This window comes from Enterococcus sp. AZ071 (assembly GCF_050499065.1).
In the GTDB taxonomy this organism is placed as follows: domain Bacteria; phylum Bacillota; class Bacilli; order Lactobacillales; family Enterococcaceae; genus Enterococcus_A; species Enterococcus_A ferrettii.
This window is the reverse complement of sequence record NZ_JBIPAS010000001.1, coordinates 1,905,528-1,928,050: the sequence shown is the minus strand read 5'-3', so window position 1 is coordinate 1,928,050 and position 22,523 is coordinate 1,905,528. Positions and strand designations below refer to the sequence as shown.

The following is a 22,523-nucleotide window of genomic DNA, read 5'->3' as shown; positions in this document are numbered from 1 at the left end:
ATAGGCCCTTTTTTACTTTTTGAAAGGAAACTTCAGAATGATTAAGAATGGATTGATTTTGCTTGTACGAGGCTATCAGCGCTTTATATCACCTTTATTTCAACCATCCTGCCGCTATTACCCTTCGTGCTCCAGTTACATGATTCAAGCCTTGAAGGTTCATGGAGCGATTAAGGGGCTTTTAATGGGGATTTCTCGTATTCTAAGATGCAATCCATTTGCCCGGGGTGGAATTGATTATGTACCAGTAAATTTTTCTCTACGTAAAAATTTATTAGATGAAGAGCCGCCCAATTATGACGAGAAAAAGAAATGATTCGTTTTCTAAGTTAACTTGAGGAATGTTCTAAAGGATTACTGCTGACTGACCACGAAAAGAAAGGTTGGCGATCCTTGTATGACGGACAGTTTCATTTTTGTTGCTTAAAGTATCCAATATCTAATCAGCAATACTTTTCTACAAAAAAATCATCAGTATATTAGATAGAAGAAAAAATTGTAGTTGCGGTAGTTTATCGGAATAAAGATAGTATACAAACTTTGTTTGCCCAACTTTTCATGTAAGTAAAACAACTTTAGAAATTTGAAGGATATTGATTAGGACAGGTGAGACATCGGAGCATTAGTAAAGGTTGAAGGTCACAAAAGTGGATTGCAAGTCAGATCATTTTATAAGGCAGCAGCAGGAACTGGTTTTTGAAGTGATAAACGAGAAAGCGAACTAAATAATTTTAGAAAAATCTGTACATTTGAAAATCACGTGTACAGGTTTCTTTTTTTATTCTTGGACATTTGTAAGCGGTATGAATTATTCAATATTCGCGAATTATTAAAATATTCAGAAAATTTAATTGACAGTGAGAAAGAAATCCGATATATTGATACTTATCTTACCGTTCTATCATTATTTTATTAGGGGGAAATAGGATGAAAAAAAGTGTATTTGTTGCGTTAGCAGCAGGATTGTTCTTGTTTGGCGCATGCGGCTCACCTTCAGCAAATTCTAATGGAGACAGCGGTGGCGGCAGTAGTGCTGACAGCGATACAATTAAGATTGGTGGAAATTTCGAATTATCAGGCGCGACAGCAGCTTACGGCGAAGCTGAAAAAGAAGCGGTTGAATTAGCAATCGAACAAATTAATGCGGATGGCGGAATTTTAGGCAAAGAAGTTGAATTTGTTTCTAAAGACAATAAATCAGACAACAATGAAGCAGCTTCGGTTGCAGCAAACTTAACAACTAAGGATAACGTAGTAGCAGTTGTAGGACCCGCTACTTCTGGTGCAGTAAAAGCAACCCTACCAAACTTAACAAAATCTGAAATTCCAGCAGTAACACCTTCTGGAACCGATGATGCGATTACTGTGCAAGGAGACAAAGTACAGCCATATATCTTCCGTGCCTGCTTCCAAGACAGCTTCCAAGGGGTTGTATTAGCGAAATATGCACAGGAAAATATGAATGCACAAAAAGCAGTTATCTTTGGTGACAACGCTAGTGATTATGCTGATGGTTTAACTAAAGCTTTCAAGAAAACTTATAAAGGTGAAATTGTTGCTGAAGAAAAATTCTCAGCTGGCGACAAAGATTACCAAGCAATGTTGACAAAAGTTAAGGACAAAGATTTTGATGTCATCTTCATTCCCGGTTATTACACAGAAGCTGGTTTGATTATCAAGCAAGCACGTGAAATGGGAATTGACAAACCAATTATTGGTGCAGATGGATTTGGTGATGAGAAATTAGTTGAAACAGCCGGTGCCAGCAACGTATCTAACGTTTACTACACTGGACACTTCTCAACTGAAGCTCCAGCGACTGACAAGGTTCAACCATTTATTGAAGCCTTCAATAAAAAATATGGACGTCAGCCATCTTCATTCAATGCTTTAGGTTATGATGCTGTTTACATGATCAAACAAGCAATTGAAGATCAAAATGAAGCTTCACCAGCTGCAATTACTGAAGGATTGGCAAACTTGAAAGACTTTGAAGGAGTAACGGGAAAAATCACAATGGATAAAGAACATAATCCTGTGAAATCAGCCGTAGTTCTTGGTCTAACAGATGGAAAAGAATCTTCTGCTGAAACTGTAAATCCTTAATTGTTTAAGCAGGCAAGGCAAGACAAGCATGCTTGTCTTGCCTTTATTATTTGAAAAGAGAGTGATTAGATGGAAATATTCATCCAGCAATTAGTAAACGGCCTGTTCCTAGGCAGTATTTATGCACTGATGGCTTTAGGATATACCATGGTTTATGGAATTATCAAACTGATTAATTTCGCCCATGGGGATATTTATATGATTGGGTCGTTTATCGGCTATTTTTTGATTAACCAATTTAATATGGGATTCTTTCCAGCACTGATTTTATCTATGCTTGGAAGTGCAGTACTGGGAATCGTAATTGAATTTCTAGCTTATCGACCATTAAGAAATTCAACGCGTATTGCCGCATTGATTACGGCAATTGGGGTGTCTTATTTACTGCAGAACACCATGATTTATTTCTTTAGTTCAACAACGAGACCTTTCCCGCAAGTTATTCCGTTGCAGACTTATCATATCGGATTTTTGCAGGTATCGAATATTCAATTATTAATTTTGGGCATTTCCTTATTGTTAATGATCTTATTGAATTTAATTGTACAAAAGACCAAAATGGGTAAAGCAATGCGGGCTGTGAGCGTTGATGCTGATGCAGCACAATTAATGGGGATTAATGTTAACCGGACGATCTCATTTACTTTTGCCTTAGGTTCAGCTTTAGCAGCTGCTGGCGGGATGATGATCGGTCTTTACTATAACTCAATTGACCCAATGATGGGCTACATTCCAGGTCTTAAATCATTTATAGCTGCAGTATTAGGTGGTATTGGACTGATCCCTGGTGCAGCAATCGGAGGGTTTGTGATCGGTTTGATTGAAACCTTAACAACAGCACTTGGTTTTTCTGATTTTAAAGATGCTGTTGTATACGCAGTATTGATTTTGATTTTGTTGGTACGTCCTGCCGGAATTTTAGGCAAGAACATCAAAGAGAAAGTGTAGGTGAATCAAAATGAAAAAGAATTTAAAATACAATTTGATTTGGCTCGCTTTGATCATTATTGGCTACTTAGCTTTATACATTAGTTATTCGGCTGGAATGATCAATTTGTTTTTAGATAATATCATTGTTCAAATTGGAATTAATGTTATTTTAGCTGTAGGATTAAATTTAATCATCGGTTTTGCTGGACAGTTTTCTTTAGGTCATGCTGGATTTATGGCAATCGGCGCTTATGCTGCTGCTTTAATATCAATGAGTAATCCAACCTATGCTGGATTCTTTTTGGGAATGGCTGTAGGGGTTGTCTTAGCTGGTGTCGTAGCGGTCGTTGTGGGAATTCCAACCTTGCGTCTAAGCGGAGATTATTTGGCGATTGCTACATTAGGTGTTGCGGAAATTATCCGTATTTTGATTATTAATATGAAAGACATCACTAATGGGCCTTCAGGTATCTTTGGTATCTTACCATTTGTTGACTGGCAGATGGTTTACGGTTTTATGGCAGTAACAACATTGATTGTCGTCAACTACATTCATTCTGGTGCTGGTCGAGCAACTACGGCCATTCGTGAGGATGAAATTGCGGCAGAATCAATGGGGGTAAACACCACTAAATATAAAGTAATTGCTTTTGCGATTGGTGCAATGACGGCCAGCGTAGCTGGAGCGCTTTATGCTGGGTACTTGCAGTCAATTGCGCCCAAAGATTTCGCCTTTACGAAATCCATCGATATTCTCATTATGGTTGTATTAGGTGGTATTGGTAGTGTTACCGGCAGTTTTATCGCAGCGATTTTACTTGGAGTTATCAATATGTACTTGCAGGATTTTGGTGCACTTCGTATGATTATTTACGCATTGGCTCTGATTATTCTGATGATCTTCAAACCTGGTGGCTTATTAGGTACAAAAGAGTTGTCGGTGAAGAAAATTTTCAACAAGTTTAAAAAAGGAGATGACCAAAATGCCTCTATTGGAAATTAAAGATTTGACAAAAAATTTCGGCGGGCTGGCGGCTGTCTCTAATGTAAATATGCAATTGGACAATAATCAGCTGATCGGCTTGATTGGACCAAATGGTGCAGGAAAAACCACGCTGTTCAACTTGATCACGGGCGTTTATGAACCAAGTGAAGGTGATGTGCTGTTAGAAGATAACGGCCAGGCTGTGCGCTTGAATGGCAAGAAACCATACAAAATTGCCGATTTAGGATTGGGCCGTACCTTTCAGAATATTCGTCTTTTCAAAGATTTAACGGTATTAGATAATGTATTAATTGCCATGAACAGTAAAAATCCAGAAGGTTTTGTTTCTAGCATCTTCCGTTTACCCAGCTTCTACAAAAAAGAAGACAGCTTAAAACAAGAAGCTATGAAATTGTTAGCAATTTTCGATCTGCAGGGCAAAGCAGATAACTTAGCTAAGAATTTGCCTTATGGGGAGCAGCGGCGTTTGGAGATTGTTCGTGCCTTAGCTACCCATCCTAAAATTCTTTTTTTGGATGAGCCGGCAGCTGGTATGAATCCTCAGGAAACAGCTGAACTAACTGAATTAATTCGTAAAGTTCAAAAAGAGTTTCAAATTACAATTCTTTTGATTGAACACGATATGAGCTTAGTTATGGAAGTATGCGAACGTATTTATGTTTTAGAATATGGGCGAGTACTGGCTGAAGGAACACCGGATGAAATTAAATCCAATCCAGAGGTAATCAAAGCCTATCTGGGAGGTGACCTATAATGCTGAAAATTGAAAAACTTTCTGTACATTATGGTGTAATTCAAGCAGTTCGTGACGTGAATTTTGAAGTAAATGAAGGTGAAATTGTTTCATTAATCGGAGCCAATGGTGCAGGTAAAACAACTATTTTGCGGACAATTTCCGGCTTGATCCAACCTTCAAATGGTAAAATTACTTTTGAAGGAGAAGAAATTCAGAAGCGTCAGCCGCAAAAAATTGTTGCCAAAGGAATTTCTCAAGTTCCTGAGGGCCGACATGTTTTTTCAGGGCTAACGGTACAAGAAAACTTGGAGATGGGAGCCTTCTTACGTAAAGATGGCAATTTAAGTGCTGAATATGAGGCGATTTTCCAAAAATTCCCAATCTTGAAGGAACGTCGTACACAGGATGCTTCTACTTTGTCTGGTGGGGAGCAGCAAATGCTGGCAATGGGTCGGGCACTAATGTCTAAACCGCGTTTGTTACTTTTAGATGAGCCTTCTATGGGCTTGGCACCAATCTTCATTAAAGAAATATTTAATATTATCCAAGAAATCCAGCAACAAGGAACAACGGTTCTGCTGATTGAACAAAATGCAAAAATGGCTCTATCAATTGCTAATCGTGGATATGTGTTGGAAACCGGCAAAGTTGTTTTAGAGGGGACTGGCGAAGAGCTCTTGGCTAGTGATGAAGTGAAGAAAGCATACTTAGGAGGATAAAAATGAGCGTAAAAGATTTTATGTCCGCTGATTTAATTGTGGTTGATCCGCAAACCAAGATCTTTGATGCGGTGGATTTGATGAAAAAGCATGATATTCATCGTTTACCAGTTGTAAACAACGGTAAATTGGTAGGTTTGATTACTGAAGGTACCATTCAAGAGGCTTTACCTTCTAAAGCAACTTCCTTAAGTGTTTATGAAGCAAATTATTTGCTAAACAAAACAGTTGTTGCTGATGTAATGATTAAAGAGGTAAAAACGATCCAACCTAAAGCTCAGCTGGAGGATGCAGTCTATGCGATGCGTCAAAATAATATTGCTGTGTTGCCCGTTTTAGACGAGGAAAAATTGGTAGGGATTATCACCAATAATGATATTTTTGATGCTTTCTTGAAGCTAGCTGGCTATTATGAGGGTGGCAGCCGTATTCAAGTACGGATTCAAGAAGACAAGAAGGGTGTCTTGGCAGAAATTGCTAAGGTTTTAGCCGATAATGATTACAGTATTCTAACCGTAATTATTGATCACGTCGAAGGTGCAGCGATTGTTGAATTACAAATGCAGGCGAAAGAGCCTGAGAAAATTAAAGCTCTACTGGAACAAGCAGGCTTTGAAGTAACCGAAGCCGTATTAACTAACCCTTAAACCATTAAACTAACTGACTGCCTTCAGCAGTCAGTTTTGTTTTCAAATGCAGGTTATGCTACAATGGATTTCGCGAGGTGAAAGAAATGGCAAAAAAAAACAAAGACATCCAAGTACAGATTCAAGATGCTCAAAAGCAAGTGAACGGAAAAATTATCGAGATAGTTCAGTTGGTGATTGGTAAAAAAGTAATTGGTGAGCTGGTTCCAGATGGAAAAAATTTCCAAATTTTTGCTGACGGTAATTCTTTAGGTAGTGCAAAGTCCCTTGATGACGGGATTGAAGCTGTTATTCGCAATTGGAATCTTCACGATTAAAAAAATGAAGAAAAGTACTTGCATTTTATTTTGAAATTCGGTATTATAACTGAGTCGGGTTTTTAAGAAACCTTTCTGAGAATGCAAGTTCTAGCTTTGGGATTTGTTTTAAATATGGAGGAGTAGCGAAGTGGCTAAACGCGACGGACTGTAAATCCGTTCCTTAGGGTTCAGTGGTTCGAATCCACTCTCCTCCATCATTGGGGTATAGCCAAGCGGTAAGGCAAGGGACTTTGACTCCCTCATGCGTTGGTTCGAATCCAGCTACCCCAGTACTTTCAGTCAGACAATGGTCTGGCTATTTTTTTACCATTTTTTGCTTTTCTCAGTTTACAAAAGTAGTACTAGTTTAGAAAGTTCAATCAAAAATGCAACAATAAAAAATAGTAAACGAGAAATTGATATGAAATGAATACTTAAGCAAGCTCCCTCTGTTACACATAATTTTCCTTAATCAGCCGTTACCTAAGCGCTAAAAAACAAAATATAGTAAAATAATGGTAAGGAAAGAAAAATCTATATTTTATGTCGGGGGCGATTAAGATGGAACGAGCAAAGAGAATTAAGGAAATAGTTACTGAAACAGCAGAGCACGTATATGAACTGTTAAGGGACAACCAAGTGGAGGTAACGTTAGATACTAAAGATAGAAAAGGTGTGAAGGTACGAAAAATACGTCCTACACAACATACGATTAAGTGGAGAGCTAAAAACCATTAGTTAAAAAAGCGGCGAACAAAAAATTTTTGTTCAGCCGCTTTTTAATGTTCAATTTCAATTCCTAGAATAGTTAGATGACCATTACCTACAAGCTTGATAACTAGTTTGGCTAAATGATCGGCAGGCATTTCAGTATCGCTAGTAATCCACCAGTGCAGAGTACCTACAAAAATAGAGGTCATATATTCTAAGATGAAATCCATAGGTACTTCAATATCATTTTCTGTAATTTTTAATCGATTAAAGATATGAGCATATTTTTCATCTAAAATATCCTCAATTTGTTTTCGCAGCATTTCATTCGCAGAACTATCCATGATTGTAAGAAAGAATTTACGATTTTCTTGAATTCTTTTATAGATATTGGTCAAGACAATTTGAATCTGTTTGACTTTTAATCGATTGCCTTGAACAATTTGATCGGGATCCAGCACAGAAGCAAAGGCTTCAACAGCATTGTGAAAAATATAGTCATACAAATCTTGTTTATCTCTAAAATGAGCATAGAAGGTAGCACGGTTAATCATTGCTTCATCTGCAATTTCTTGGACTGTAATATTTTCGTATCCTTTTTGCTCCACAAGGTGAACAAATGCTTCGACAATCATTTTATGAGTGCGCTTTACACGTAAATCTAATTTTTTTGCCATGTAATTTCCTTTCTTTTTAACGACAGGTAGTTGTGAAATGTTGCTTATCTCACAGATGTAGGCGTTTTGCTTGTTGCTTTCTAATCAAAATCTTTTTAGAATATACGTGAGTAGTATAACAAACACGATGTAAGATAATCAACATGTGTCGCAAAAAATAGAAGGTAGGAAATAAAATGACATTACGTGCCGGAATCGATGTTGGCTCAACCACAGTCAAACTAGTCATTCTAGATGAAGAGAATCGGAGCCTGTTTTCAAAATATGAACGTCATTTTTCAGATGTGAAAGCTGCCACAGAAAGGGTTCTGAGAGAAGCACAGACAGTGGTACAGAAGCGTTCGTTAACGATGAATATTACTGGATCTGGTGGTATGGGCCTAGCTGACGTGCTACAGATTCCCTTTGTACAAGAAGTAATCGCCTGTACTCGAACAGTGGAAGAGGTAATTCCTCAAACAGATGTAGCAATTGAATTAGGCGGGGAAGATGCAAAAATTACTTTCTTTGAAGGTTCCTTGGAACAGCGGATGAATGGAAGCTGTGCGGGAGGAACAGGGGCCTTTATTGATCAGATGGCTGTTCTTTTGAAGACCGATGCGAATGGTGTAAATGAATTAGCCAAGAATTATAAAACCCTTTACCCAATCGCTTCGCGTTGTGGTGTGTTTGCCAAGACAGACGTACAACCTTTAATTAATGAAGGTGCTGCTAAAGAAGACCTTGCAGCGAGTATTTTCCAAGCAGTGGTCAACCAGACAATTGCGGGATTAGCTGCTGGACGTAAAATTAAAGGGAACATTGCATTCTTAGGCGGCCCTTTGTATTTTATGTCAGAATTGCGTAAACGATTCATTGAAACGCTGGATATCGCACCTGAAAATATTGTATTCCCAGAAAATCCACAATTATTTGTGGCGATGGGCGCAGCTTTTTATTCAGAGGATGCTGAAGCTACGACACTTGAACAATTGATTAATTATTTGACTACGGCTGACGAAGGACACTTGTCACCTTCAGATCGATTGACTCCTCTATTCAAGGATGAAAAAGAATTAGAAGAATTTCGTACTCGTCACAGTCAAGCGCTGGTTGAAGAGAAGGATTTGCAAAAGCACCATGGAGTGGCCTTTTTAGGGATTGATGCCGGATCAACGACAACAAAGGTTACCTTGATTGATGACAGTGGTCGTTTGATGTATTCCTTTTATGGAAATAATCAAGGCCAACCTTTAGAAACAACGATGACAGTGCTGAAGGATCTATATAAGAAACTTCCAAAAGATGTTTTTATCGGAAAAGCAGCGGTTACTGGCTATGGTGAGCAGTTAATTAAAAATGCTTTAAAAGTAGATATTGGGGAAGTAGAAACAATGGCCCATTACAAAGCGGCCAATCATTTTCAGCCTGGTGTGGATTTCATTTTAGATATCGGTGGTCAGGACATGAAGGCAATGACTATAAAGGATGGTGCGTTGTCTTCGATTCAGCTGAATGAAGCGTGCTCCTCAGGGTGTGGATCTTTTATCGAAACTTTTGCCAAGTCGTTAAACTATAAGGTAGAAGATTTTGCTCAGGCGGCTGTGAAATCACAAGCACCAGTTGATCTGGGTTCTCGCTGTACAGTGTTTATGAATTCTAAAGTAAAACAGGTTCAAAAAGAAGGTGCTTCTGTGGGGGATATTTCTGCAGGACTTTCTTATTCAGTTATAAAAAATGCTATCTACAAAGTAATCAAAGTACGTCGACCAGAAGAACTGGGCGCTAAAATTGTCTGTCAAGGTGGGACCTTTTACAATGAAGCGGTTTTACGGGCTTTCGAGTTAGTGACTGAGCGAGAAGTAGTTCGTCCATCAATCGCTGGTTTGATGGGTGCTTATGGAGCAGCTCTGATCGCTTTGGAAAATTACGAAGTTGGGGTAGTCAGTCAGACACTTTCATTAACTGAATTGGATGAATTTACTGCGGAGAAAGAATTTACTCACTGCGGATTATGTGAAAATAATTGTATGATGACTGTGACAATTTTTTCTGATGGACGAGAATTCATTACAGGAAATCGTTGTGAACGAGGAGCACGGATTAAAATCAAACGTGAGGATCGTAAAGTAAACTTGATCGACTATAAATACCGTCGACTGTTTAAGTACCGTCCGTTACGTAAAAAAGAAGTTACTCGCGGCACAGTAGGGATTCCTCGGGTTCTGAACATGTATGAGAATTATCCACTGTGGCATACTTTCTTTACAGAGTTAGGGTTCAAAGTAGAGCTGTCACCACGTTCAAACAAAGAATTGTATGAACAAGGAATGGAAACTATCCCAAGTGATACGGCTTGTTACCCAGCTAAAATCGCCCATGGTCATATTCAGGCTTTAATCGACAAAGGGATTCCCATGATTTTTTATCCCGGAGTAGTTTTCGAACGGGAAGAATCAAAGAATGCGGACAATCATTTTAACTGTCCGATCGTACAAAGCTATCCTGATGTTATTCGTAATAATGTGGATGACATTCGTGAAGGAAAAGTGGATTATCGCAATCCGTATTTGAATTTAGGCAATGAAGCTGCTGTTGCTAAAGTATTGAGTCGTACCTTCCAAGATTTGGGAATTACCGAAGCTGAAATTACTCAGGCGCTGCATCACGGTTACCAGGAGTTGGAAGCCTTCAAGCAGGACATTCGTACGAAGGGTGAAGAAACTCTGCTGATGCTGAATCAAAAGGGAGAAAGAGGGATTGTCTTATCAGGCCGCCCTTATCATTTAGATCCTGAAATCAATCATGGAATTGCTGAGGTCATCACGCAAGAAGGGTTCCACGTCTTGACCGAAGACAGTGTTTCACACTTGAGTGATGTAGGTAATCTGCGGGTTGTTAATCAATGGGTCTATCATTCTCGCTTATATGCTGCGGCACGGGTAGTAGCCAAAAGTAAAAATCTTGAACTGGTCCAATTGAACTCCTTTGGCTGTGGCTTAGATGCTGTTACTACAGACCAGGTAGAGGAAATTATGGATCAATATGGAAAAATTTATACGGTCTTGAAAATTGATGAAGGTTCAAACCTAGGAGCAATTCGGATTCGGTTACGCTCACTAAAAGCCGCGGTTAATGAAAGAGACAAGTCTAATTTTGAGCCTGTTCAGCGTTTTGAAGAGCCAGCTAAAATTACTTTTACAAAAAATATGCGTAAAAAACATACATTGCTATTACCAATGCTAAGCCCCATTCATCAAAGCGGCTTGTTCGATGTCGCCTTAGAGGCTTCCGGGTACAATGTTGTTTGTTTGCCGGCTATGGATCGCGAAGCTGTCAATGTTGGGTTGAAATATGTAAATAATGACGCTTGTTATCCAGCGATTATCTCAATTGGGCAATTAGTCGAAGCTTTACAAAGCGGCAAATATGATTTGGATAATGTCAGCGTGATGATGAGTCAAACCGGCGGCGGCTGTCGCGCAACTAACTATATTCCGTTGCTGCGTAAGGCGCTGGCAGATGCTGGATTTGGTCAAGTCCCCGTTGTTTCCGTATCATTGGGGAATAAGGGTGTGGAGTCCAATCCAGGCTTCAAGTTTACGCTGCCTATGATCAAACGAGCGGTTGTAGCAATCCTTTACGGCGATCTTTTCGAGCGGGTGGTTTACCGAACCCGACCATATGAGTTGGAAAAGGGTCAGATTGATGCCTTACATGAAGAGTGGTTGAAGAAAGTAGAGAGCAATGTTAGAAATGGCTCACTAACGCAATTTAATCGCAACATGAAAAAAATCATTAAGGACTTTGATACGATACCAATTTCTGATGAGGTCAAACCAAAAGTTGGAGTAGTGGGAGAGATATTAGTCAAATACTCACCTACTGCGAATAACGACATCGTTCGCTTGCTGGAAGAAGAAGGAGCAGAAGCCGTCGTACCTGATCTAGTAGGTTTCATGAACTATTCCTTATATAACCAAATTTGGAAGCATGACAATATGGGAATGCCGAAGAAGAGTAAAAATATAGCGGAATTTGTCATTAAACTAATTGAGGTAGTTGAAAAGCCAATGGATAAAGCTCTGCGAAGTTCTCAGCGTTTTACTGGAATTCACTCGATTTATCAGTTGGCTGAGGATGCTAGCAAAATTCTTTCTATCGGCAACCATACTGGTGAAGGCTGGTTCTTAACCGGAGAAATGATTGATCTGTTGAAAACAGGTGTTAATAATATCGTCTGCATGCAGCCGTTTGGATGTTTGCCAAATCATGTAGTGGGTAAAGGTGTCATTAAAGAGCTGCGTCACCAATATCCCAAATCTAACATTGCAGCGATTGATTATGACCCTGGAGTTTCGATTGTCAACCAGCTGAATCGGATTCGTTTGATGATGGCTACAGCCAACAAAATGCTAAAAGAAGAAAAGGTAGAACTTTAAAAACACTGATAAATATAGGGGTAGATCATTTTTTTCGGAAATGGTCTACCTTTTCTTATTGAGAATGAGGTATATACCAGTTATAATAGAGAAAAAAAGAGGAGCGATCGAAATGGCTAATCAAGTACCGGTTTATATTCAAATACATGATCAATTAAAAGATGAAATTGAAAAAGGTGTTTGGAAAGTCGGAGATCGTTTGCCGTCCGAACGGGAATTATCAGTGAAATTTAAAGTCAGCCGAATGACTTTGCGGCAGGCTATCCAAACATTGGCAGACGAAGGGATTTTGGAACGAAAAATTGGTTCAGGAACTTATGTAGCAAATGAAAAAGTTCAGGAAAAAATGAGCGGGACCACTAGTTTCACCGATATTATGGAATCACAAAATCGTATTCCTTCTAGTAAAACGATTTCCTTTTTCCATTCACCAGCCAGTTCAAGTGAAGCTGAAAATTTAGGTTTAACAAAAGGTGATCAGATTCTGCGGATGGAGCGTATTCGTTATGCGGATAATGTTCCTATCTGTTTTGAAGTTGCCAGCATCCCGGCTAAAATTGTCAAAGGATTCAGTAAAGAAGAAATTACGGACTCCTTTTATCATACATTGAAGCAGAAAGGCATGGAAATCGGTCGTGCAAATCAGACAGTTTCTGCTATTCTAGCTTCTGAACAAATCGCCGATTATTTGCAAATCAAACGAGGAGAGGCCATCTTGCGCTTGCGTCAAATATCTTATTTAGCTGATGATCAGCCTTTTGAATATGTTCGAACACAATATGTCGGCAGCCGTTTTGAGTTTTATCTTGAAAAATAAAGGAAGCTGCTAGTCTGCTTCCTTTACCAATTGTTCGAAATATGCGATTTCTCCGGTTGTAAAATCTGCTTGACCGCTCATCAGATCAATTACTTGAGCTTCAAATTCAGTGATGCCAGGTTCATCAATCATACAGGTCACCACTACCTGATCAGTGAATTGAGTATCTTTTACAGCAATCTGTTGGCTTTCAATAAAATTTTCCATTTTACTCCAGTTGGCATAGCTAAGAGTGACTAAGACTTCTTGTTGCAGTCGACCTTCGACGATGCCGGTTTCCCGAATTGCGTTGGCAACTGAACCAGAATATGCACGGATCAATCCGCCAGCACCTAGTTTAGTTCCACCAAAGTAACGAGTGACAACGGCAACCACGTTGATCAGTTCATTTTTCTTTAGAACCTCCAACATGGGAATACCGGCAGTGCCACTGGGTTCTCCATCATCACTAGTTCGTTGAATTTCCTGATGATCACCTAACACGTAAGCACTGCAATTATGATTGGCTTTCCAATGCTCCTTTTTTACGGATTGAATGAAAGCCTTTGCTACTTCTTCGGTTGTTACACGTTTTAAGGAACAAATAAACTGGGATTTTTTGATCTCGGTTTCATGAATACTATCTTGCTGAATAGTTCGATAATTTTGCAACATTTTATCACCTCAAAGTATAGTATAGTGGAACCATCCTAAAAAAGAAATGAATCGTCGAAAAGGAGGAACAGATAATGGTCCGAGCCAAAAAATATGATGGAATTACTCATTACTTAAAAAGTAATGGTGGTTCACAAGTAACATTAACTTTTACTCAATACGACGAATTGTTGTTTCCCAGCAGTGGACTGCCCAAAACAGCTCGGGAGGATTTGGATTGGTGGGCAAATGATTATCGTCATCCTGAAAAAGGTGCATATGGTTGGTTGAATGCCGGTTATGAAGTAGTACATGTGAGCTTAAAAAAAGAATATGTGGTCTTCAATCGATTAGTTAAATCTAACTGGTTATTCAAAAAGTGAGCGAAAATAAAATTTTGTTCACTTTTTTTGCGTACATTACTTTGAGGTGAATGAAATGAATGCATATGAAGGCCAACGATTATTAAAAAGTGAGTGGGAAACCTTTTATCCAACCGTCAATATAGCTAAGGCGCAAAAGATCCCAGCTATGAATGAGGCTGATAAAGAAGGCAGATGCTGTCAACGCTGTGGCAGCACTTCTAGTGAGCAAGTTCCAGCCGGATTTTACTATTGTCCATTTTGTATTAGTTTAGGCCGTATTAGCAGTAATCAATTTCTATATACTTTCCCAGCAACCCCCTTGACGAAGCGAAGTGTATCTTGTCAATGGACAGGAACATTGTCGCAAGCCCAAAATGAGATAGCGCAACAGTTGGTGAGGGATCAATCACAGGCTAATACATTTCTAATTTGGGCGGTCACTGGGGCGGGGAAAACTGAAATGTTGTTTCCTTTGATTCAGGATTATTTGTCACAAGGTAAACGAATCGCTGTTACATCTCCACGAGTAGACGTTTGCAACGAACTGCATCTGCGCTTTACCCAGTCCTTCCAACAGGAAAAAATTAGTCTCTATCACGGTAGTAAACGAATTGACGCTGGAAATCAGTGGATTTTTTGTACTATTCATCAGTTGTTTCGCTATCATCACACATTTGATCTAATTATTTTAGATGAAGTGGATGCATTTCCTTATGCCAATAATCCGTTTTTAGAGCAAGCAATTGCCCGCAGCAAACAATCGCAAGGAAGCATTGTTTATTTAAGCGCAACACCTTCTAAACTGCTGCTGCGTTCAGTAGATTACTGCTACCGGCTGCCTGGACGATACCATAGAAGACAGTTGCCCGTACCCAAAGTACTTTTATCCTTATTTTTAAATAAAAAGCTGGATCAAGGTAAACTACCTAAAGCTGTTACTAACGAGTTAATGCGTTTATTGGAAAAAAATGATGTGCTGTTTTTTTGTCCCAGCATTCCTTTGTTGGAAGTTGTTAAAAATCAATTGCTGGGCAAGGAACCTAATTTAGCCGTAACTACAGTTTTTGCTAATGATGAAGAACGTTTAGTCAAAGTAGAAAATATGCGGGATAGCCAGTATCAAATTTTGATTACCACTACCATTTTAGAACGAGGAGTCACTTTTGAAGGTGTCTCAGTTATGATTTTAGATGCTGCCCATCAAGTCTTCAACAAGGCAGCTTTAGTTCAGATTGCAGGAAGAGCCGATCGCAAGGGATTGTTTCGCAAAGCAGAAGTTTGTTTTGTAACAAGTGAATGGACTCGAACCATTAAGCAGGCTGTAAAAGAGATTGAAGAAAACAATCAATTAGCGAAGAAAGCGGGGTTGATTGGATGAAATGCAGGAACTGCCAAACGGATATTATTGAAAATTTAACACTTATCGAATGGTTTAAAACACCTGAGGTATTGTGTTTTCGTTGCGAGCAACAATTTTCTCGTTTGAAAGGTAAAATAACTTGTCCAGGCTGTGGGAGAATAAATGACGGAGAGCTTTGTGCAGATTGTCAAAGATGGCAGAAAATTCAAGGGTATACTTTACAAAATCAGGCATTGTTTGCATATGATGAGGGCTTCCAGCAATGGGTGGAGGCCTATAAATTCAAGGGAGATTATCGTTTACGAAAAGCTTTTGCCAGGGAGTTGAAGCAAGAGCTAAGGAATTATTCAGATTTTTTGTTTTGTCCGATTCCTTTATCAAAGGAACGATTCAGCCAGCGAGGATTTAATCAGGTGATTGCCTGTTTAGAGGCAGATGATTGTTCCTACAAAATTCTTTTGGAAAGAAAAAAAGATGACCGTCCACAGTCGATGAAAAATCGTTTCGAGCGCTTGCAAATGCCGCAGCCATACAAATTAAAAGGAGACGAAAGTAAAATTAAAGACAAAAAGATTCTTATAATTGATGACGTTTATACTACAGGAAGAACTTTGTTTCACGCATCAGAAATTCTATATAAAAATGGCGCTAAAGCAGTGCAAAGCTTGACTTTTGCAAGGTAAGGATTTCTGGTTTTGAACAAAAAAATGATAGCGATTTACTTTGCAAACCGATTAGAGTTGGTTATAATAGAGGTAAGAAGTGGGGCGAAGAGTGGTCCTTCCCCTTATCTTCAGTTGGTAGACGAAAGGGGCAATTTGTATGTTTAGATATAACGTTCGAGGAGAAAATATCGAAGTTACTGAAGCAATTCGTGATTATGTAGAGAAGAAAGTGGGGAAATTAGAACGCTACTTCACTGATGTGCCCGATGCAACTGCACACGTGAACTTGAAAGTTTATACTGAAAAAACTGCCAAAGTTGAAGTAACGATTCCACTTCCTTACTTAGTGCTACGTGCCGAGGAAACTTCACCAGATTTATATGCAAGTATTGATTTGGTTGTGGATAAATTAGAACGTCAAATTCGTAAATTCAAAACAAAAATCAACCGTAAAGCACGTGAAACTTCTTTGCCAACCCGTGAGGTAGCAGTAGAGTTGAATGATGAAGCAGAAGAAACTTCAGAATTAGAAATCGTGCGTACAAAACGTCTTTCTTTAAAACCAATGGGCAGCGAGGAAGCGGTATTACAAATGAATATGTTAGGACACAATTTCTTCATTTTTGAAGATGCTGAAACTAACGGAACTAGTATTGTTTATCGTCGTAAAGATGGCAAATACGGTTTAATTGAAACAGATTAATCTTATTAACCTCAGCTTAGGCTGAGGTTTTTTTATTTTGGGATAATTTCTTGTTTATAATTAGGGTCATAATTTTCTTATGAAAAAATTCGAATGATTAAATCTATCACTAGAAACCGCTAGTTTTTTACTAAAAGGAGTAAATCGGGCGTTTTTTTACCAAAATAGTAAAAGTAGGTGGTACTTTTTGTAAAGATATTCTTTTTATTCCTGGGATAAGTTTCTTTTCCATGGCACTAATGATAAAATAGACTAGCAGATTTGTAGACAAATCAAAGAGAGCACAAAGGAGTAAGAAAAACGAATGGCAAACTTTCTAAGAAAGATGATCGAAAACGATAAAAAAGAACTGAAGCGTTTAGACGGTATCGCGAATCAAGTCGAGCGCCATGCTGAAGATATGGAGAAACTCTCCGATGAACAACTTCGAGCAAAAACAGATGAGTTTAGAACCCGCTACAAAAACGGTGAAACCTTGGATGAACTATTACCTGAAGCTTTTGCGGTAGTTCGAGAAGCTGCTAAAAGAGTATTAGGTTTGTATCCTTACCATGTACAATTAATGGGTGGGGTCGTACTACACGACGGGAATATTCCAGAAATGAAAACTGGTGAAGGTAAGACCTTGACCGCTACCATGCCGGTTTATTTGAATGCTCTAACTGGGGAAGGCGTTCACGTAGTTACAGTTAATGAATATTTGGCAACACGGGACTCTACTGAGATGGGAGAACTGTATAATTTCTTAGGCTTGAGTGTTGGCTTAAATATTAACTCAAAAACGGCTGATGAAAAACGTGAAGCGTATGCCTGTGATATTACCTATAGCACGAATAACGAACTTGGTTTCGATTATTTAAGAGACAACATGGTAGTTTATCGTAGTCAAATGGTTCAGCGACCATTAAATTATGCAATTGTTGATGAGGTTGACTCTATCTTAATTGACGAAGCTAGAACTCCATTGATCATTTCAGGAGCTGCTGAGAAATCAACCGCTCTTTATACTCGTACAGATAATTTTATTAAGCGATTGCGGGAAGATGATGATTATAAGATCGATGTTCAATCAAAAACAATTGGTTTAACCGAACAAGGAATCGAAAAGGCAGAAGATAACTTCGGCTTGGAGAACTTGTATGATTTAGAAAATACTGCATTGACACACCATTTAGATCAAGCATTGCGTGCAAATTATATTATGATTCGTGATATTGATTATGTGGTTCAAGAAGGTAAAGTTCTAATCGTCGACCAATTTACTGGTCGGATTATGGACGGCCGTCGTTATTCAGATGGTCTGCACCAAGCGATCGAAGCCAAAGAAAGCGTGGAAATCGAAGACGAAACGAAAACTATGGCTACCATCACATTCCAAAACTATTTCCGTATGTATAAGAAACTGTCTGGAATGACTGGTACTGCGAAGACCGAGGAAGAAGAATTTCGTGAAATCTACAACATCGAAGTTATTCAAATTCCGACGAATCAGCCGGTTATTCGTGAAGATCACGCGGATCTACTGTACCCAACTTTGGAAAGTAAATTTAAAGCAGTAGTACAGGACATCAAAGAGCGTCACCGCAAAGGACAGCCGATTCTGGTAGGTACCGTAGCAGTTGAAACTTCTGAACTATTATCAGATATGTTGAATAGCGAAAAGATTCCTCATGAGGTGTTGAATGCTAAGAACCACTTCAAGGAAGCTGAAATTATTATGAACGCCGGCCAAAAGGGTGCTGTAACTATCGCGACTAACATGGCTGGTCGAGGTACAGATATTAAATTGGGCTTAGGCGTTGTTGAATTAGGTGGATTAGCGGTTATTGGTACCGAACGTCATGAATCACGTCGTATTGATAACCAGTTGCGGGGACGTTCAGGACGTCAAGGAGATCCAGGTGTTTCACAATTTTATCTATCTCTAGAAGATGATTTAATGAAGCGTTTCGGATCGGAACGAATCAAAGCCTTCTTGGACCGCATGAAAGTGGAAGAAGAAGATGCAGTTATTCAAAGTAAAATGTTGACGAAACAAGTTGAATCCGCTCAAAAACGGGTGGAGGGTAACAACTACGATACTCGTAAAAATGTCCTGCAATATGATGATGTTATGCGGGAGCAGCGGGAAGTTATCTATAAACAGCGGCAAGATGTAATTATGGAAGAAAAGGATCTTTCTTCACAATTATTGAACATGGTTCGCCGGACAGTTTCTCGTGTAGTTGATAGTCATACTCAACTTGAAAAAGATAACTGGACATTAGAAAGTATCATAGATTTTGCTGGTAATGCTTTGGTCCATGAAGATTCTATTTCTGTGTCTGATTTAGAAGGTAAAACGCCAGAAGAAATGAAAGATCTGTTGTTTGATCGGGCGAAAGAAGTATTTGAGGCTAAAGCTTCTCAGCTTCATAGTCCAGAACAACTGTTAGAATTTGAAAAAGTAGTTATTTTGCGAGTAGTAGATACTAAATGGACGGATCACATTGACGCAATGGATCAATTACGTCAATCAATTGGTCTTCGTGCTTATGGACAAAACAACCCATTAGTAGAATACCAAACTGAAGGTTATACAATGTTTGAGGATATGGTTGGGGCCATTGAGTATGAAGTTACTCGTCTGTTCATGAAAGCTGAGATTCGCCAGAACGTTCAGCGGGAGCAAGTAGCAGAACCACAAGAAACTCATCCAGTTGAAGCAGATGGCGATCCGAAAAATTTAACTAGTACAAAGAGAATGCCGAAAAAGGTTCAAAAAGTAGGACGAAATGATCCGTGTCCATGCGGCAGTGGGAAAAAATACAAGAACTGCCACGGTAAGGGAGAATAATATCCTAACTATCGGACGGGACATAGTAGCTTAACAGCTATGTCTCGTCTTTCTATGTAAATTGATCCAAGATGAAAGAAGGAATGACTTTGGAAAACGCAGAGATCAGAAACTTGTTAGATACAATCCAAGAGCAAGTGGCCAGCTTTAGGGGGTCTCTTTGACCTTGATCGGTTAGAGGAGGATATTGCTGAAGCTGAGCATCAAATGGCAGATCCGGGCTTTTGGGATGATTCCGAAAAGGCTCAAGAGCTAATTAACAAAAATAATTTAGAAAAGGAAACCTTTACTAAATTTAACGATATCAAAGAAGAAGCCGAAGAGCTGAATTTAATGGTTGAAATGCAGCAGGAAGAATATGATCCAGAATTGCAAACAGAGCTGGTGAATCGGCTGCAGCAACTAAAGGAACAGGTAGCTGGTTTTGAACTGTCCTTACTCTTAGATGCTCCTTATGACAAAAACAATGCGATTGTAGAACTTCATCCAGGGGCTGGTGGAACTGAGTCACAGGACTGGGGTTCTATGTTGTTAAGGATGTATACTCGCTGGGCGGAACAGCATGGTTTTAGTGTGGAAACTATTGATTATCAAGCTGGTGATGAAGCCGGAATTAAAAGTGTTACTTTGATGATCAAGGGATTAAATGCTTATGGCTATTTAAAATCAGAAAAGGGCGTTCATCGGTTAGTGCGTATTTCGCCATTTGATTCCGCAAATCGCCGACATACTTCTTTTTGTTCAATGGATGTTATGCCAGAACTGGATGGTACAATTGAAGTAGAAGTAAATCCTGATGATTTGAAGGTGGACGTTTACCGGGCTAGTGGTGCTGGTGGTCAGCATATTAATAAAACTTCCTCAGCTGTTCGTATTACGCATTTACCTACGGGTACAGTGGTTGCTAGTCAAGCGCAACGCTCACAATTTCATAACCGGGAAACGGCTATGACCATGTTGAAAGCGAAACTCTATCAAATGGAATTGGATAAAAAAGAACAGGAAGCTGCTGCCTTGCGTGGGGAACAAATGGATATCAGTTGGGGCTCACAAATTCGTTCTTATGTTTTTCATCCATATTCTATGGTTAAGGATCATCGAACAAATTATGAAACTGGAAATGTGCAAGCAGTCATGGATGGTGATCTAGATCCCTTTATTGACGCTTACTTAAAATGGCATTTGGGTCAAAGCAACTAAGTCAAATGAAATCAAATTGTAAACTACTGAAAGCCTGTTGCAATGTTTCCGTGCTATAATAGCTAAGAATTTAAGAGGATATGGAGAGATAACCATGATTGAAATGCAAGATGTGGTGAAAAAGTATCCCAATAAGACTACGGCGGTTCGCGGTCTTACGGTCAATATTGATCAAGGGGAGTTTGTATACGTTGTAGGACCCTCTGGAAGTGGGAAATCAACCTTTATCAAATTGATGTACCGGGAAGAAAAAGCAACTTCAGGAAAGAAATTAGAAGTTGCCGGACATGATTTGCTAAAAATTAAGAACCGAGATGTACCTTACCTGCGCCGGGATGTTGGTGTGGTTTTCCAAGATTTCAAATTACTTCCACGGAAAACGGTCTATGAAAATGTTGCTTATGCAATGCAAGTAATCGGACGTAAACCTCGCGATATTAAAAAACGAGTAATGGAAGTGCTAGATTTAGTCGGCTTGAAGCATAAGGTTCGTGTCTTCCCAGGTGAATTATCTGGGGGCGAACAACAGCGGGTATCTATTGCCCGGGCGATCGTTAATACACCTAAAGTGTTGATTGCCGATGAACCAACTGGGAATCTTGACCCTGAAACTTCATGGGAAATTATGAAATTGTTGGAGCGCATCAATGCGCAGGGAACAACCATTGTAATGGCGACTCACAATAAGACAATCGTGGATACCATGCGTCACCGGTTGATTGCGATTGAAAATGGCTTGATTGTTCGAGATGAAGCGGGAGGAGAATACGAATTCGATGATTAGAAATTTCTTCCGACATTTGTTGGAAAGTATCAAAAGCTTAAAACGTAATGGCTGGATGACTTTGGCGTCTGTCAGTGCAGTAACCATTACTTTAACATTAGCTGGTGTCTTTCTGGCAATTATTATGAACGCAACAAAATTGGCACAAGATGTTGAGGGCAATGTTGATGTGACAGTCTTTGTAGACATCGGTACTAGTGAGAAGGACTTAAAAGAGTTAAAAACCGATTTGGCTGACATTTCCCATGTAGAAAAGGTACAATTCTCTAGTAAAGAAGATCAGCTTAAAAAGATTCAAACAGCATTAGGTGATGCTTGGGATTTATTTGAAGGCGACAACAATCCTTTGTATGATGTGTATATTGTCAGCGCGACAGATTCACAATACATTAAACCGGTTGCTAATCAAGCCAAAGAATTACCAAATGTCAATCGCGCTGATTACGGTGGTAGTTCAGCTGATCGTATTATTACAATTGCAGGAGTTGTTAGGACCTGGGGATTAGCTGCAGCGGCCTTACTAATTTTTGTGGCAATATTCCTAATTTCCAATACTATTCGTATCACAATCATTTCCCGTAAACGTGAAATTCAAATTATGCGTTTAGTAGGAGCTAAAAATGGTTATATCCGTTGGCCATTCTTCTTGGAAGGTGGTTGGATTGGATTAATTGGTTCGATTGTTCCTATTCTAATTTTGACGTATGGCTACCAGCAAATTTATGAGTTGGCTGCACCGTACTTGTTGCAGTCTAATTTAAACTTGCTCGCTCCAAACAGCATTGTTTGGAAGCTTGATATTCTGATGGCTGTTGGCGGGTATTTGATTGGAGCATTAGGCTCGATCATTTCAATGCGTCGTTTCTTAAAAATTTAAAACAAAGGAAAGTGTTGGTGATTCATTTCGC

At 39.2% G+C, this 22,523-nt stretch carries 21 protein-coding genes and 2 tRNA genes; 21 read left to right on the top strand and 2 right to left on the bottom strand.

Going from position 1 to position 22,523, the window contains the following annotated elements; all coding sequences use genetic code 11:
- Window positions 1-37 precede the first annotated feature (37 nt).
- From yidD to IGI49_RS09450, 11 genes are all read left to right on the top strand, one after another.
- A complete protein-coding gene (gene yidD / locus IGI49_RS09500) occupies window positions 38-316 on the top strand; it encodes a membrane protein insertion efficiency factor YidD (protein ID WP_429964301.1) in 279 nt (92 codons plus the stop codon).
- A gap of 611 nt (window positions 317-927) precedes the next feature.
- Window positions 928-2,106 carry an ABC transporter substrate-binding protein gene (locus IGI49_RS09495; RefSeq protein ID WP_207700983.1) on the top strand — a complete coding sequence of 393 codons (1,179 nt, stop codon included), beginning with the start codon at window positions 928-930 and terminating at the stop codon, window positions 2,104-2,106.
- Window positions 2,107-2,175: 69 nt separating this feature from the next.
- Window positions 2,176-3,054: a branched-chain amino acid ABC transporter permease gene (locus IGI49_RS09490; RefSeq protein WP_207700984.1), complete on the top strand. Its 879-nt coding sequence runs from the start codon at window positions 2,176-2,178 to the stop codon at window positions 3,052-3,054.
- Window positions 3,055-3,064: 10 nt separating this feature from the next.
- Window positions 3,065-4,039, top strand: coding sequence for a branched-chain amino acid ABC transporter permease (locus IGI49_RS09485; RefSeq protein ID WP_429964300.1), 975 nt, complete (start codon window positions 3,065-3,067; stop codon window positions 4,037-4,039).
- On the top strand, window positions 4,020-4,796 hold the full coding sequence (locus IGI49_RS09480; RefSeq protein ID WP_429964299.1) for an ABC transporter ATP-binding protein: 777 nt from the start codon (window positions 4,020-4,022) through the stop codon (window positions 4,794-4,796). Before IGI49_RS09485 ends, IGI49_RS09480 begins: the two co-directional genes overlap by 20 nt.
- Complete coding sequence (locus IGI49_RS09475) at window positions 4,796-5,497, top strand: ABC transporter ATP-binding protein (protein ID WP_429964298.1); 702 nt, start codon at window positions 4,796-4,798, stop codon at window positions 5,495-5,497. Before IGI49_RS09480 ends, IGI49_RS09475 begins: the two co-directional genes overlap by 1 nt.
- A gap of 2 nt (window positions 5,498-5,499) precedes the next feature.
- Window positions 5,500-6,144, top strand: coding sequence for a CBS and ACT domain-containing protein (locus IGI49_RS09470; protein ID WP_207700988.1), 645 nt, complete (start codon window positions 5,500-5,502; stop codon window positions 6,142-6,144).
- A gap of 86 nt (window positions 6,145-6,230) precedes the next feature.
- Complete coding sequence (locus IGI49_RS09465) at window positions 6,231-6,461, top strand: DUF2969 domain-containing protein (RefSeq protein ID WP_207700989.1); 231 nt, start codon at window positions 6,231-6,233, stop codon at window positions 6,459-6,461.
- A gap of 116 nt (window positions 6,462-6,577) precedes the next feature.
- Window positions 6,578-6,658, top strand: a tRNA-Tyr gene (locus IGI49_RS09460).
- A gap of 4 nt (window positions 6,659-6,662) precedes the next feature.
- Window positions 6,663-6,734 (top strand) — tRNA-Gln (locus IGI49_RS09455).
- Between the two features lie 270 nt (window positions 6,735-7,004).
- Window positions 7,005-7,181: a hypothetical protein gene (locus IGI49_RS09450; protein WP_429964297.1), complete on the top strand. Its 177-nt coding sequence runs from the start codon at window positions 7,005-7,007 to the stop codon at window positions 7,179-7,181.
- Window positions 7,182-7,222: 41 nt separating this feature from the next.
- On the opposite strand, the gene IGI49_RS09445 is transcribed toward IGI49_RS09450, so the two are convergent.
- Window positions 7,223-7,831 carry a TetR/AcrR family transcriptional regulator gene (locus tag IGI49_RS09445; protein WP_207700991.1) on the bottom strand — a complete coding sequence of 203 codons (609 nt, stop codon included), beginning with the start codon at window positions 7,829-7,831 and terminating at the stop codon, window positions 7,223-7,225.
- Window positions 7,832-8,007: 176 nt separating this feature from the next.
- On the opposite strand from IGI49_RS09445, the gene IGI49_RS09440 reads away from it, so the two are divergent.
- Window positions 8,008-12,252 (top strand): acyl-CoA dehydratase activase-related protein, encoded by a 4,245-nt coding sequence (locus tag IGI49_RS09440; protein ID WP_429964296.1) that lies wholly within the window; start codon window positions 8,008-8,010, stop codon window positions 12,250-12,252.
- Window positions 12,253-12,364: 112 nt separating this feature from the next.
- Window positions 12,365-13,069 carry a GntR family transcriptional regulator gene (locus tag IGI49_RS09435; RefSeq protein ID WP_429964295.1) on the top strand — a complete coding sequence of 235 codons (705 nt, stop codon included), beginning with the start codon at window positions 12,365-12,367 and terminating at the stop codon, window positions 13,067-13,069.
- Between the two features lie 9 nt (window positions 13,070-13,078).
- Here IGI49_RS09435 and IGI49_RS09430 read toward each other — a convergent pair whose 3' ends face one another.
- Window positions 13,079-13,723: a YigZ family protein gene (locus tag IGI49_RS09430; RefSeq protein ID WP_429964294.1), complete on the bottom strand. Its 645-nt coding sequence runs from the start codon at window positions 13,721-13,723 to the stop codon at window positions 13,079-13,081.
- A gap of 74 nt (window positions 13,724-13,797) precedes the next feature.
- On the opposite strand from IGI49_RS09430, the gene IGI49_RS09425 reads away from it, so the two are divergent.
- The 8 genes from IGI49_RS09425 (at window position 13,798) to ftsX (ending at window position 22,492) form a co-directional block, all read left to right on the top strand.
- Window positions 13,798-14,085, top strand: coding sequence for a DUF7662 domain-containing protein (locus tag IGI49_RS09425; protein WP_429964293.1), 288 nt, complete (start codon window positions 13,798-13,800; stop codon window positions 14,083-14,085).
- A gap of 55 nt (window positions 14,086-14,140) precedes the next feature.
- Window positions 14,141-15,445, top strand: a complete 1,305-nt coding sequence (locus IGI49_RS09420) for a DEAD/DEAH box helicase family protein (protein WP_429964292.1) — start codon at window positions 14,141-14,143, stop codon at window positions 15,443-15,445.
- Window positions 15,442-16,110 (top strand): ComF family protein, encoded by a 669-nt coding sequence (locus tag IGI49_RS09415; RefSeq protein ID WP_429964291.1) that lies wholly within the window; start codon window positions 15,442-15,444, stop codon window positions 16,108-16,110. The genes IGI49_RS09420 and IGI49_RS09415 overlap by 4 nt, the downstream gene beginning before the upstream one ends.
- Before the next feature lie 139 nt (window positions 16,111-16,249).
- Complete coding sequence (gene hpf / locus IGI49_RS09410) at window positions 16,250-16,795, top strand: ribosome hibernation-promoting factor, HPF/YfiA family (RefSeq protein WP_010759975.1); 546 nt, start codon at window positions 16,250-16,252, stop codon at window positions 16,793-16,795.
- 304 nt (window positions 16,796-17,099) lie between these two features.
- Window positions 17,100-19,631, top strand: a complete 2,532-nt coding sequence (gene secA / locus IGI49_RS09405) for a preprotein translocase subunit SecA (RefSeq protein ID WP_429964290.1) — start codon at window positions 17,100-17,102, stop codon at window positions 19,629-19,631.
- An 89-nt stretch (window positions 19,632-19,720) separates the two neighbouring features.
- A protein-coding gene (gene prfB, locus IGI49_RS09400; RefSeq protein ID WP_429964289.1) for a peptide chain release factor 2 occupies window positions 19,721-20,831 on the top strand; the annotation gives its coding sequence in 2 pieces (ribosomal slippage) (window positions 19,721-19,792 and window positions 19,794-20,831; 1,110 coding nt in all).
- 94 nt (window positions 20,832-20,925) lie between these two features.
- Window positions 20,926-21,615: a cell division ATP-binding protein FtsE gene (gene ftsE / locus IGI49_RS09395; RefSeq protein ID WP_207701000.1), complete on the top strand. Its 690-nt coding sequence runs from the start codon at window positions 20,926-20,928 to the stop codon at window positions 21,613-21,615.
- Window positions 21,608-22,492 carry a permease-like cell division protein FtsX gene (ftsX, locus tag IGI49_RS09390; protein ID WP_207701001.1) on the top strand — a complete coding sequence of 295 codons (885 nt, stop codon included), beginning with the start codon at window positions 21,608-21,610 and terminating at the stop codon, window positions 22,490-22,492. Before ftsE ends, ftsX begins: the two co-directional genes overlap by 8 nt.
- Window positions 22,493-22,523 lie beyond the last annotated feature (31 nt).